We start from the raw sequence: 12,780 nt of genomic DNA on the forward strand, positions 1-12,780 counted from the left end.
CGCATGGGAGGGAAACGCGCGGGTCAGCCCGCGTGTTCCGCACCCCCGATCACGATTTGAGGTAGCGGATCAGCGAAAAGTGGCCCATCGGCGGCATCGGGCGGCGCTCGGCCAGCGTAACGCCGCCGTGTTTTGCGGCCCAGTCGACCAGGCGCTGCCATGGAAATTCCGGGCGCCAGCCGAGGCGGCGGGCGAGCGGCGCAAACGCGAGCTCGGAGAGTTTGCGCAAACCTTTTTCGGCCCCGATGTGGTTGACCAGGATCAGCTCGCCGCCGGGCTTCAAGACGCGCATGAACTCGTCGAGCGTGCCTTCGGGATCGGGCACCGCGGTGATGACGTATTGTGCGACCACCGCGTCGAAGAAGTTTTCGGGGAAGGCGAGGTTCTTCGCGTCCATCACCGAGAGTACTTCGACATTGCTCAAGCGCATCGCGCGCACGCGCGATTGCGCCTTGCGCAGCATCGGCTCGGAGATGTCGACCCCGCAAATCTTCGTGGTGCGCGCATAGTCGGAGAGCGACAGCCCGGTGCCGACGCCGACGTCGAGGATGCGGCCGCCGATGCGATCGGCCTCGGCGATGGTCGACTGCCGGCCGGCGTCGAACACCTTGCCGAACACGAGATCATAGACCGGCGCCCAGCGGCCATAGGCCTTCTCGACCCCGGCCCGCGAGATGTCTGCTGCCATGCCCCCTGCCCTGCCTAGATTCTTATTTTGCGCATGATCTGTTCGGAAAACCGCTGCACACTTTTCCGGATCATGCGCTTAGCCGCGGACCGCTTCTGCGAGCGGCCTCGTCGTGCTGCTTGCGGCCTTCGCGGCGGCGCTTTGAATGAAGCCGCCGCCGAGCACGCGGGCCTGGCCGCCAGGTGCGTCGTAGAACACGCAGGCCTGTCCCGGCGAAACGCCCTCTTCGCCGGCGACGAGCTCGACCTCGTAATGGCCGTTCGCGCCGCGCAGCCACGCCGGCTGGGGCGCGCGGGTCGAGCGCACGCGCACGAACATTTCGAGGCCATTGCCGATGGCGCGGTCGATGTCGCCATCGCCGATCCAGTTGACGTCGCGCAACACGATGCGGTGCATCTTCAGCGCCTCGCGCGGGCCGACGACGACGCGGCGGTTGGCGGCCTCCAGCCGCACCACGAACAGCGGCGCGGCGGCTGCGATGCCGAGGCCGCGGCGCTGGCCGATGGTGAAATTGGCGATGCCGTTGTGCCGGCCGAGCACGCGGCCGTCGAGATCGACGATGTCGCCGGGGTCCATCGCGTTCGGCCGCAGGCGGGTGATGATGTCGGTGTAGCGCCCGGTCGGCACGAAGCAGATGTCCTGGCTGTCGTGCTTGTCGGCGACGGCAAGACCGAAGCGCCGCGCCAGCTCGCGCGTCTCGGGCTTGGTCATGTCGCCGAGCGGAAAGCGCAGATAATCGAGCTGCTCCTGCGTGGTCGCGAACAGGAAGTAGCTCTGGTCGCGATCGGCGTCGGCGGCACACACCAGCGCGCGCGAGCCGTCGTCGCGGCGGCGCGAGGCAACGTAATGGCCGGTGGCAAGCGCGGTGGCGCCGAGCTCGCGCGCGGTCTTCAAGAGGTCGCGGAACTTGACCGAGCGGTTGCACTCGATGCACGGCACCGGCGTCTCGCCGAGCGCGTAGCTGTCGGCGAAATTGTCGATGACGGATTCGCGAAAGCGATCCTCGTAGTCGAGCACGTAATGGGGAATGCCGAGCTTGGCGGCGACGTCGCGGGCGTCGTGGATGTCCTGGCCGGCGCAGCAGGCGCCCTTGCGATGGGTCGCCGCACCATGGTCATAGAGCTGCAGCGTGATGCCGACAACGTCGTAGCCTTCCGCCTTCAAAAGCGCAGCCGTCGTCGATGAATCGACGCCGCCTGACATGGCAACGACGACCCTGGTATCCTCAGGACGGCCTTCGAGATCCAGACTGTTGAGCATGGGCCTTAAAGCGTTGTGGACGGCGGCGCTGGGCGATCCGCTGGGTGCTTCCGGCGGGACAAAGGCAATCCCCGGGAACCGAGAGTTCCCGAAGGGCGCGGCCTGCCCGGTCGAAAGCGGTTGAGAGCTCTCTCTTTAATATAGGCGGCCTTCCGGTGAAGCAATCACGGACCCCGCAAGGTTTACGGCAATTCTTGCCGGGGAGGCAGAAATGGCGGGGCTTTGGGAGGCTCCGCGGCGGGGCGCGAATTCGTCAACGCATTGATTTGATTGGATAAAATTCCTACTCACAAGGGTGGCCCGCTCCTTGCTACCTCTCATGGCGAAGATGTTTCCAAGGGGTTGCCTGTGGTCGGTCGAACGTCAGATGTCGTGGCAAGCGTGCAAGTCCCAAGCGCGCAGCAAAAGCCTGCCCGGTCGCAAGCGCCGAAAGACAGGTCCAACGACTCCTTTGGCTCGCTGGTGGACAGCAACACCCAGGCGATCAGCGACAGCGCGGCGTCCTCCGTGCAGGACTCCCCGCGCCGCACCGATTCCTCGTCCTCCGCCTCCGACAAGAGCCCGCGCGATCGCTCAGCGAGCGACCAGTCCTCGCAGAGCAAGGCCAGCGACGACGCCAACAATTCCGCGCCCGCCAAAAACGACATCAAGAACGACGCCAAGAGCGACGCCAAGAACGACTCGACGGCTGATGCGGCCAAGGCTGATAGCAAGACCAAGGACAAGCCGGAGGCGTCCGACGCCAAATCGGCCGACAAATCTGCGGACAAATCCGACGAGACCAATGCGGACAAGGCCGGCGGCATCGATGGCCTCGCCGCCGCCGTCGATACCGCCGCCGCCGCGCAAGTCGACGCGACGCAGGCCGCCGTACCCGATCCGAATGCACTCGTGGTCGCCGTGCCGGTCGATTCCAACGCGGCTGCAAACCAAGCCGCCGGCTCCGCCTCCTCGCCGCTGACGATTGCCGCCGCCGGCATCGCCGCCAGCGCATCCATCGCAGCGCAGATCGCCGGCACCAAGACCGATACCGCGACGCCGGGCGACAAGAGCGCCAAGACCGCAAGCGCCAAGGTCGATGCCGACACCTCGGCAGTGCTGGCCGATGCCGCGACCGGGACCACCGATTCGACCGCGGCCGATGCCAAGACCAATGGCGGCCTGATCGCCGCCGTCGACCAGGGCACGCCAAAAACCTCGTTCAAGGCCGCAGTCACTGCGCAAGGCGCGAGCGACGTTTCCAATATCGGCCAGGACACCGGCAAGGCCAACGCCGCGCAGACCTCGGCGACGGCAGCGTCCGCCACCGCGGCGCATCCGCACGCCGACAAGCCGCCGATCGACGCGAACGCGGGCGACACCAAGGCTGGGACTTCCGACCGCACCGCCGATGCGGCACCGGCGACTGCGACACCGCATCCCCATGCGGGCACGCAGGCCGCTGTCCCCACCACCGACACCGGCGCGCAGGCGGCCTCGGCCGTGCAGGCGTCACTGACCAATACGACTTCGGCCGCGACCGCATCGACCGCGACGCTCACGGCGACCGCAGCCACCAATACGGCCATTCCGATCACCGGCGTGCCGATCGAAATTGCCGCCGCCGCACGCGCGGGCAAGACCCGGTTCGACATCAGCCTCGATCCGCTCGACCTCGGCCGCATCGACGTCCGCATCAATGTCGACCGCAACGGACAGGTCACCTCGCATCTCACCGTCGAGAAGCCGGAGACGCTGCAGATGCTGCGGCAAGACGCTCCCCAATTGCAGCGCGCGCTCGACGATGCCGGCCTGAAGACCGGCAGCAACGGGCTGTCCTTCAGTCTGCGCGACCAGAATTCATCGGGCCAGAACTCCGGCCAGAACAACGACAATGGCGGCAATGCCCGCCGGCTGATCGTCAGCGACGAGGACGCAGTTCCCGCGGCCCCGGTCGGGCGCAGCTACGGCCGCATGCTCGGATCGAGCAGCGGCGTCGACATCAGAGTGTGAGGAGTATTCGATCATGACCACCACGAATGCCGCCACCGCCCCTTCCGTCGTCTCGGGCACGACCGACCTGCCGAAATCCTCGTCGAACCCAAGCCTGGGCTCGACCACCGGCGCGACGCTCGCCGGCAACTTCCAGACCTTCCTGACGCTGCTGACGACGCAGCTACAGAACCAGAACCCGCTCGATCCGCTCGACACCAACCAGTTCACCCAGCAGCTGGTGCAGTTCGCCGGGGTCGAGCAGCAGCTCAAGACCAACGACTCGCTGTCCCAGCTCGTCACCCTGCAGCAGACCACGCAGGCGACCCAGGCGCTGGGCTTCGTCGGCAAGACCGCCCTGGTCGACGGCACCACCGGGACCATGACGAATTCGTCGGCGACCTGGCATCTCAACGTGCCGAGCGACGCCACGGTCGACATCACCATCGCCAATGCCAGCGGCCAGACCGTGTTCACCGGCAAATACACCGCCGGCGCCGGCACCGACGTTCCGTTCACCTGGAACGGCCAGGGCAATGACGGCACGCAATGGCCCGACGGCAAGTACACGATCTCGGCCACGGGCAAGGATGTCGCCAACAACAATGTCGGCATCGCTGCGCAGGTGCAGGGCACGGTGTCATCCGTCGACCTGACCCAGTCGCCGCCGCTGCTGACCATCGACGGCGCCAGCTACACGCTGAGCCAGGTCAAGAGCATCATCGCGACGGCCAGCAATTAAAGGCGAAATGCCCCTGGATAACGGTGTCGTCCTGGCGAAGCCAGACCCATTGCCACCGAAAGTCGCTTTGGTTCGTAACCCCGAGTCGTCGTAGCGACTCCTCCCTGGGGTAATGGGTCCTGGCTTTCGCCAGGACGACAATTGGGGTCTTGCAGCGCCGCGCGCAGGCCTCGTTCGTTAGTAAAGTATTTACGAACACCCCCTTCGGCCCGCCTGGACGCACCGTCCCGCCGGCCGAGTCGGCTGCGTTCCAGCCATTTTCAACGAGAATTGTATTGAAGCCTTAGGCTTAGCGGATTTTTAAGCCGGCGCGCGTAGGGTTCCTGAGTGAGTTCAGTGGTTGAGAGTTTGTGAGTACGCCATGACAGAACCCCATCGCCCGAGGGTAAAATACGTCATCGGGCCGGACGGTAGTCCGTTGACGATTGCGGATCTGCCTGCACCCGGCACCAAACGCTGGGTCATCCGCCGCAAGGCCGAGGTCGTCGCCGCAGTTCGTGGCGGTCTTCTCTCCCTCGAGGAGGCCTGCAGCCGTTACACGCTGACGGTTGACGAATTCCTCTCCTGGCAGTTTTCGATCGACCAGCATGGTCTGGCGGGACTTCGCACCACCCGTATCCAACAATATCGCCAGTAGGCAATCCGGAAATCTGCGGCTTTTGACGAAAATCGGCCTCGTCTTGCGAGGCCGATTTTTTTCATGCTTCGTTTTGGCGCGACTTTTGTCGCAGCTCTTAACCTTCGTTAACCATATCGAAACCATCACCTAGGCAATAATTGCCCAGTCGGCCTTTCCTGTGAAAGCAGCCGAATCTGTCGGGGCGGTTGCTTGCAAGGTCTTGCGGACTTTCTGAAGGGTATCGGAGCCGCCCGGTTCGGGGCGATGATCGCGGTCACCGCCGCGCTCGTCGGCTTTTTCGCGTTCGTCATCATGCGCGTCACCACGCCGCAGATGACGACGCTGTTCACCGACCTCAGCGTCGAGGACTCCTCGGGCATCATCAAGGACCTGGAGCGTCAGGGCATCCAGTTCGAGCTGCGCAACGAGGGCACCATCATCATGGTGCCCAAGGACAAGGTCACCCGGCTGCGGATGAAGCTCGCCGAGGGCGGCCTGCCCAAGGGCGGCGGCGTCGGCTACGAGGTGTTCGACAAGTCGGATGCGCTCGGCACCACCTCTTTCGTCCAGAACATCAACCATCTCCGCGCGCTGGAAGGCGAGCTCGCCCGCACCATCCGCGCCATCGACCGCATCCAGGCCGCCCGCGTCCATCTGGTGCTGCCCGAGCGCCCGCTGTTCTCGCGCGAGGCGCCGGAGCCGTCGGCCTCGATCGTGGTGCGGGTCCGCGGCGCGCTGGAAGCCCAGCAGATCCGCGCCATCCGCCACCTCGTCGCCTCGGCCGTGAACGGGCTGAAGCCGCAGCGGGTCTCGATCGTCGACGAGACCGGGCAGCTGCTCGCCGACGGCGCCCAGACCGATCCGGACCAGCAGATCGGCGACGAGCGCCGCACCGCCTTCGAGAAGCGGATGCGCAAGCAGGTCGAGGACATCGTCTCCTCCGTGGTGGGGACGGGACGCGCCCGGGTCCAGCTCTCCGCCGATTTCGACTTCAACAAGGTCACCCAGACCTCGGACAAGTACGATCCCGAAGGCCGCGTGCTGCGCTCGAGCCAGACCCGCGAAGAGCAGAGCATGACCGCCGACAACAACGGCCAGGTCACCGTCAACAACGAATTGCCGGGCAACCAGCAGAACGGCGGCGTTGCGGCCAAGGACCAGAGCAAGAAGAGCGAAGAGACCAACAATTACGAGATCTCCCGCACCACCAAGACCGAGGTGACCGAGGCCGGCCGGGTCAACCGCATCTCGGTCGCGGTGCTGGTCGACGGCATCTACTCCAAGAACGAGAAGGGCGATCTGGCCTACCAGGACCGCACCAAGGAGCAGCTCGACCGCATCGCCACGCTGGTGCGCTCGGCGATCGGCTTCGACCAGAAGCGCGGCGACCAAGTCGAGGTGGTCAATCTGCGCTTTGCCGATGCCCCCTCCACCCCCCCGATCGCCGAGCCGAGCGGCTTACTCGGCATGCTCCAGTTCACCAAGGACGACGTCATGTACTTCGTCGAGCTCGGCGTGATGATGCTGCTCGGCCTGGTCGTGCTGTTCCTGGTGGTCCGGCCGCTGGTCAAGCGCATCCTGGCATCCGACGAAGTCGCAGCCGCCATCTCCGGTGCCCTCACCGGTCCGGCGAGCGACGAGGCCGCGCCTGCCAGCCAGGCGCTCTTGCCGAGCGGCGCCGCGAGCGCGATCGACGTCGCCACGGTCCAGGGCCAGGTCCATGCCCAATCCGTCCATCGCGTCGGCGAACTCGCCGAGCGCAATCCCAACGAGACCGTCGCCATCATCCGCCAATGGCTGACCGAACCCACGAAATAATCGAGAAGTGATCTGATATGGCCGCCGCCCTGCAAAACGCCAATTCCAACGACATCACCAGCGTGATCTCCACGCTCGGTCAGCGTGCGGGCAGCCGCGGAGGCGCGAAGACCGAAGCGGTTGCGGGGCCGAAGCGCGCCGCGATCCTGATGCTGGCGCTCGGCGAGCAATATGGCGGCAAGATCTGGTCGCTGCTCGACGACGACGAGGTGCGCCAGCTCTCCCTGGAAATGTCGACGCTCGGCACTGTCGAGGTCGACACCGTGGAGGACATGCTGCTCGAATTCGTCTCGCGGATGTCGGCCTCCGGCGCGCTGATGGGCAATTTCGACGCCACCGAACGGCTGCTCCAGCAATACCTGGCCCCCGAGCGCGTCAACGGCATCATGGACGAAATCCGCGGCCCCGCCGGCCGCAACATGTGGGAGAAGCTCTCCAACGTGCAGGAAGAGGTGCTCGCCAACTATCTCAAGAACGAATATCCGCAGACCATCGCGGTGGTGCTGTCGAAGCTGAAGCCGGAACACGCCGCGCGCGTGCTCGGCATCTTCCCGGAGGACCTGGCGCTCGACGTCGTCAACCGCATGCTGAAGATGGAGGCGGTGCAGAAGGAGGTGATCGAGAGCGTGGAGAAGACGCTGCGCACCGAATTCATGTCCAATTTGTCACAGACCCGCCGACGCGACGCCCACGAGGTGATGGCGGAAATCTTCAACAATTTCGACCGCCAGACCGAAACCCGCTTCATCACCTCCTTGGAAGAGGACAACCGCGAATCGGCCGAGCGCATCAAGGCGCTGATGTTCACCTTCGACGACCTCGTGAAGCTCGACTCCGGCTCCGCCCAGACCCTGATGCGCAATGTCGACAAGGACAAGCTCGGCGTCGCGCTCAAGAGCGCCAACGAGGACGTCCGCAACTTCTTCTTCGGCAACATGTCCTCGCGTGCGGCAAAAATGCTCCAGGACGACATGGCGGCGATGGGCCCGGTCCGCCTGCGCGACGTCGACGAGGCTCAGGCGCTGCTGGTCAACCTCGCCAAGGATCTCGCCGCCAAGGGCGAGATCATGCTGACCAAGAACCGCGCCGACGACGAGCTGGTGTATTGATGGCCGCTCCGGCAAAATTCCTGTTCGACAACGACTTCGCCGCGCCCGACCGGACGCGCGAGAAGGCCGCAACCGCGGCCGAGATCGCCCAGAAGGTCGCGGAAGCCGAGGCGCGCGCCTATCAGGACGGCTTCGCCGCCGGCCAGCGCGAGGCCAAGGCCGAGAGCGACCGCCGTGTCGCGCTCGCCATGGAAGAGATCAACATCGCCATCCGCGGCATCGCTTCGGGCATCGGCAACATCGAATCCAAGATGGAAACCGAGGCGGTCGACGTCGCGGTCGCGGTGGCGCGCAAGCTGTGCGCCGATCTGGTCGCCGCCGAGCCGCTCGGCGAGATCGTCGCGCTGGTCAAGGACTGCTTCTCGCATCTGGTCGCGACGCCGCATCTCGTCGTCCGCATCAACGACGCGCTCTACGATTCCGTGCGCGAGAACATCGAGCGCCTGGCCAGGCAGAACGGCTTCGAAGGCCGGCTGGTGATTCTGGCCGAACCCGAGATTGTCACCGGCGACTGCCGGATCGAATGGGCCGATGGCGGCGTCGTGCTGGAGCGCGCCGCCATCACGGCCAAGATCGACGAAATGGTGGGACGCTATGTTGCGTCCCGCAGGGGGAGTTAAGCCATGAGCGACACTGACGGACAGGTCCCGCTGCCCGATCTCAACGGCCCGATGCCGCCTACCGGCACCGACGTCGGCTACAACGAGGACGAATATGCGACGCGCGCCGCCGCCGATCTCGAGGCCGTGTTCGACGTGCCGGTGCAGGTCTCGGCGGTGCTCGGCCGTTCCAAGATGGACGTCAGTGAGTTGTTGAAGCTCGGACCCGGGACCGTGCTCGAGCTCGACCGGCGCGTCGGCGAGGCGATCGACATCTACGTCAACAACAAGCTGGTCGCCCGTGGCGAAGTCGTCCTGGTCGAGGACAAGCTCGGCGTGACCATGACCGAAATCATCAAGACTGAACGCGCCTAAAGCGACGACGCGCGGCAGCGCGACCAGACGGACAGGAGACTGATATGCGGCTTCTCATCGTTGGCACATTGAAGGGCCAGCTCACCACCGCCACCAAGATCGCGATGGCGAACGGCGCCACCGTGACCCACGCCGAGGATAACGAACAGGCAATGCGCGTGCTGCGCGGCGGCAAGGGTGCCGACCTGCTGCTGGTCGACGTCGCCCTCGACATCCGCGATCTCGTGATGCGGCTCGAGGCCGAGCACATCCACGCGCCGATCGTCGCCTGCGGCATCACCAACGACGCCCGCGCCGCGGTCGCCGCGATCCACGCCGGCGCCAAGGAATACATCCCGCTGCCGCCGGACCCGGAACTGATCGCGGCGGTGCTGGCTGCCGTCGCCAACGATTCCCGCGAGCTGGTCTATCGCGACGAGGCGATGGCCAAGGTGATAAAGCTCGCGCAGCAGATCGCGGGCTCGGACGCTTCGGTGATGATCACCGGCGAATCCGGGACAGGCAAGGAAGTGCTGGCTCGCTACGTCCACACCCGCTCGGCCCGCGCCAAGCGCCCGTTCATCTCGATCAACTGCGCCGCGATCCCCGAGCATCTGCTGGAGTCCGAGCTGTTCGGCCACGAGAAGGGTGCCTTCACCGGCGCGATCGCCCGCCGCATCGGCAAGTTCGAGGAGGCAACCGGCGGCACGCTGCTGCTCGACGAAATCTCGGAGATGGACGTCCGCCTGCAATCGAAACTGCTCCGCGCCATCCAGGAGCGCGTGATCGACCGTGTCGGCGGCACCAAGCCCGTCCCGGTGGACATCCGCATCATCGCGACCTCGAACCGCAACCTGGTGGACGCGGTGCGCGAGGGCACGTTCCGCGAGGACCTCTTGTTCCGGCTCAACGTCGTGAACCTGAAGATCCCGCCGCTGCGCGAGCGTCCCGCCGACATTCTCGAGCTCGCCCAGCACTTCGTGAAGAAATACGCCGAAGCCAATGGCGTGCCGATGCGCCCGATCTCGGCGGAAGCGCGCCGGGTGCTGTCCACCAACCGCTGGCAGGGCAACGTCCGCGAACTCGAAAACACCATGCACCGGTCAGTCCTGATGGCGCAGGGCGACGAGATCGGCGCCGATGCGATCCTCACGCCCGACGGCGACCGCCTCGACCTCGCCAAAACCGTGCCGGCCGTGGCCCATGCCACCATGGCCGCCGAGCAGGTGACGCGGGCCCTGGTTGGCCGCACCGTCGCCGACGTCGAGCGTGACCTGATCCTGGAGACGCTGAAGCACTGCCTCGGCAACCGGACCCATGCCGCCAATATCCTGGGCATCTCGATCCGTACGCTGCGCAACAAGCTCAACGAATATTCCGACGGCGGCATTCCGATCACGCCAGCGGGAACGCCGGGTGAATATCCACGCATGCCGATGGTGGGGGCGTAGGCGCTCTACGCTGACTGAGAGAAACGAATGCCCGGGCTGGTCCCGGGCATTTTTCTTTGAGAAGAACGCAAAGCAGTCACCACAATCCGTGGCTTCCGGCGAAAGTCAGGATCCATTACTCAGTGCGAACGGTAAGCCACGCCGACCCATTCGGAGCTACTCTTCCGCCGCGTGAAGCAGTTCACAATCAAACCACAACAAGATGGTTAAAGTCCTCGAGCCGCGCGACGTGATGTCGGGCAGAGCCGCATTGGTCTCGCGAAACGTCCTTTACATCGAAAGGGCATCCCATGAAGAACTCGTCGTGGACCATCTTCCGCCTCTCATTGATTGTAACGCTGCTCGCAGCGTCGGCGCCGCTTGCGCGCGCCGACGTGATCATGGATTGGAATGCAAAGGCCGACGCGATCGCCACTGAAAAGCAAATCCTTCCAGCGCCCCACAGCCGTGCCTTGTCTATGATGCACGTCGCGATGTTCGAGGCGGTCAACGCGATCGATCGCCGGTACGCGCCTTACAAGCTTGCCCTATCCGCGGATCGTTCGACGTCGCGGGAAGCTGCGGCCGCAGTTGCGGCTCACGACGTGCTGCTGTCGCTCTATCCGGACCTCAAGCCGGAGCTGGATGCGGCGCTGACGAGTTCTCTGGTGCCGATCGCCGACGGCGAGTCCAAGATCGCGGGCATCGGCCTCGGCAAGGAGGCCGCGATGCAGATCATCGCGCTTCGTGAGAACGATGGCAGCGCCGCCCTTGAAACTTACCGGCCCCTGACAACGGCGGGTGCCTACGTTCCGACGACCGTCCCGCTGTTCTCGATCGCGGGCGCGACGACGCCCTGGGTCATGACGTCCGGATCTCAGTATCGCCCCGGCCCGCCGCCGGCGCTCGGTTCAGAGCTGTGGACCCGGGACGTCAACGAAATCCGCGAGGTCGGCAGCCGAACAAGTGTGATCCGGACGCCCGAGCAAACCACGGTCGGTCGATTTTGTTTCTTTGTCGGTGCCCGCACCTACAATCCGATCGTGAGGCAGGCGGCAACGGCCAAGGGCATGGATCTCGTCGACTGCGCCCGGCTGTACGCGCTGACGTCAATTGCCGGCAACGACGCCTTCGTTGCCGTTTTCGACGCGAAGTACCACTACAATTTCTGGCGGCCGATCACGGCCATACGCAACGCCGACCTGACATCGAACGCAGCGACGCCTCGCGACGCATCCTGGCTGCCGCTGGGGGACACGCCGATGCATCCGGAATACCCCTGTGCTCACTGCATTACGTCGGCAGCGATTTCGACCGTGCTCCAGACCATCGTTGGAGATTTCGGCGAGTTCTCGGTGACCAGCCCCACGGCACCAGGCGTCACCCGCAAATGGACGCGGCTCCAGGACTATAGCGACGAAGTCTCCAACGCCCGTATCTGGGCCGGCTTTCACTATCGGTTCTCGACCGAGATCGGCAAGGAGATGGGCCGGAAGATCGGCGCGCTGACCGTCGCCACGCAGCTTCGCGGCGTGGAAGCGATGGCGGAGCCGAGGCGTTAGCCGGTTGCCACACGCTCAACTTCGTTCTGGCGAAAGCCGGGACGACGTGGAAGGCACGGTGCGTCCAATTCCGTGGACCGGCGACATGGCCGCACCGCGTTCTCCGACTAGGTCACACCGGCGCCAGGCCCTATAAGCCCGCGTGAGAACCACGCGAGGGTCAACATGTCTCAAGCTCAAATCACGGACTGGCTGGCGACGCAACGGCAGGCGATGATCGACCTGCTGCGCGATGTCGTGAACATCGATTCCGGATCCTATGACAAGGAAGGCGTCGATGCGGTCGGGGCGCGGTTCGAGCAGCATTTCGCCGAGCACGGCATTCCGTTCCGGCGCGAAAGCCACGCCACATTCGGCGATGCCATCCACGCCGAAGTGGCAAAGCCCGGCAGCAACGAGAAGCCGGTGCTGTTGATGGGGCATCGTGACACCGTGTTCGGCAAGGGCGAGGCCGGACGGCGTCCGTTCACGATCCAGGGCAGGCGCGCCTATGGTCCCGGTGTTGCCGACATGAAGTCCGGCGTCGTCATGAACATATTCGTGGCAACCGCCTTCCACAAATTCGGCGGCAACCCGCACCCGATCAAGCTGCTGATCACCTCGGACGAGGAGATCGGCTCGCCCTCCT

The 12,780-nt window shown here is 65.1% G+C and carries 12 protein-coding genes; 10 read left to right on the forward strand and 2 right to left on the reverse strand.

The features are described from left to right. Window positions 1-49: 49 nt before the first annotated feature. Both IVB32_RS18825 and mnmA read right to left on the reverse strand, forming a co-directional pair. Window positions 50-688, reverse strand: coding sequence for a class I SAM-dependent methyltransferase (locus IVB32_RS18825; protein WP_018453892.1), 639 nt, complete (start codon window positions 686-688; stop codon window positions 50-52). Between the two features lie 78 nt (window positions 689-766). Further along, window positions 767-1,948: a tRNA 2-thiouridine(34) synthase MnmA gene (gene mnmA, locus IVB32_RS18830; RefSeq protein WP_018453891.1), complete on the reverse strand. Its 1,182-nt coding sequence runs from the start codon at window positions 1,946-1,948 to the stop codon at window positions 767-769. Between the two features lie 348 nt (window positions 1,949-2,296). Between mnmA and IVB32_RS18835 the strand changes: the two genes are divergently transcribed. From IVB32_RS18835 to IVB32_RS18880, 10 genes are all read left to right on the forward strand, one after another. After that, window positions 2,297-3,940, forward strand: coding sequence for a flagellar hook-length control protein FliK (locus tag IVB32_RS18835; protein ID WP_247366673.1), 1,644 nt, complete (start codon window positions 2,297-2,299; stop codon window positions 3,938-3,940). A gap of 13 nt (window positions 3,941-3,953) precedes the next feature. Beyond that, the gene (locus tag IVB32_RS18840; RefSeq protein ID WP_018453889.1) at window positions 3,954-4,661 is read left to right on the forward strand and encodes a flagellar hook capping FlgD N-terminal domain-containing protein; all 708 of its coding nucleotides are present in this window, start codon (window positions 3,954-3,956) and stop codon (window positions 4,659-4,661) included. 361 nt (window positions 4,662-5,022) lie between these two features. Beyond that, on the forward strand, window positions 5,023-5,298 hold the full coding sequence (locus tag IVB32_RS18845) for a DUF1153 domain-containing protein (protein ID WP_002714638.1): 276 nt from the start codon (window positions 5,023-5,025) through the stop codon (window positions 5,296-5,298). Window positions 5,299-5,490: 192 nt separating this feature from the next. Then, a complete protein-coding gene (fliF, locus tag IVB32_RS18850; RefSeq protein ID WP_085349194.1) occupies window positions 5,491-7,098 on the forward strand; it encodes a flagellar basal-body MS-ring/collar protein FliF in 1,608 nt (535 codons plus the stop codon). A gap of 17 nt (window positions 7,099-7,115) precedes the next feature. Next, window positions 7,116-8,207 carry a flagellar motor switch protein FliG gene (gene fliG, locus IVB32_RS18855; RefSeq protein ID WP_018453886.1) on the forward strand — a complete coding sequence of 364 codons (1,092 nt, stop codon included), beginning with the start codon at window positions 7,116-7,118 and terminating at the stop codon, window positions 8,205-8,207. Continuing rightward, the gene (locus IVB32_RS18860; protein ID WP_247366675.1) at window positions 8,207-8,827 is read left to right on the forward strand and encodes a FliH/SctL family protein; all 621 of its coding nucleotides are present in this window, start codon (window positions 8,207-8,209) and stop codon (window positions 8,825-8,827) included. The genes fliG and IVB32_RS18860 overlap by 1 nt, the downstream gene beginning before the upstream one ends. A gap of 3 nt (window positions 8,828-8,830) precedes the next feature. Next, window positions 8,831-9,181 carry a flagellar motor switch protein FliN gene (fliN, locus tag IVB32_RS18865; protein ID WP_007596160.1) on the forward strand — a complete coding sequence of 117 codons (351 nt, stop codon included), beginning with the start codon at window positions 8,831-8,833 and terminating at the stop codon, window positions 9,179-9,181. A gap of 44 nt (window positions 9,182-9,225) precedes the next feature. Further along, window positions 9,226-10,611 (forward strand): sigma-54 dependent transcriptional regulator, encoded by a 1,386-nt coding sequence (locus IVB32_RS18870; RefSeq protein WP_026232617.1) that lies wholly within the window; start codon window positions 9,226-9,228, stop codon window positions 10,609-10,611. A 290-nt stretch (window positions 10,612-10,901) separates the two neighbouring features. Beyond that, the gene (locus IVB32_RS18875) at window positions 10,902-12,152 is read left to right on the forward strand and encodes a vanadium-dependent haloperoxidase (RefSeq protein WP_247366679.1); all 1,251 of its coding nucleotides are present in this window, start codon (window positions 10,902-10,904) and stop codon (window positions 12,150-12,152) included. Window positions 12,153-12,317: 165 nt separating this feature from the next. Beyond that, window positions 12,318-12,780: M20/M25/M40 family metallo-hydrolase (locus tag IVB32_RS18880; RefSeq protein ID WP_247410908.1), on the forward strand; the 463-nt coding region annotated here is incomplete at its 3' end.

It is taken from the genome of Bradyrhizobium sp. 23 (assembly GCF_023073295.1).
GTDB classification, from domain to species: Bacteria; Pseudomonadota; Alphaproteobacteria; order Rhizobiales; family Xanthobacteraceae; genus Bradyrhizobium; species Bradyrhizobium canariense_D.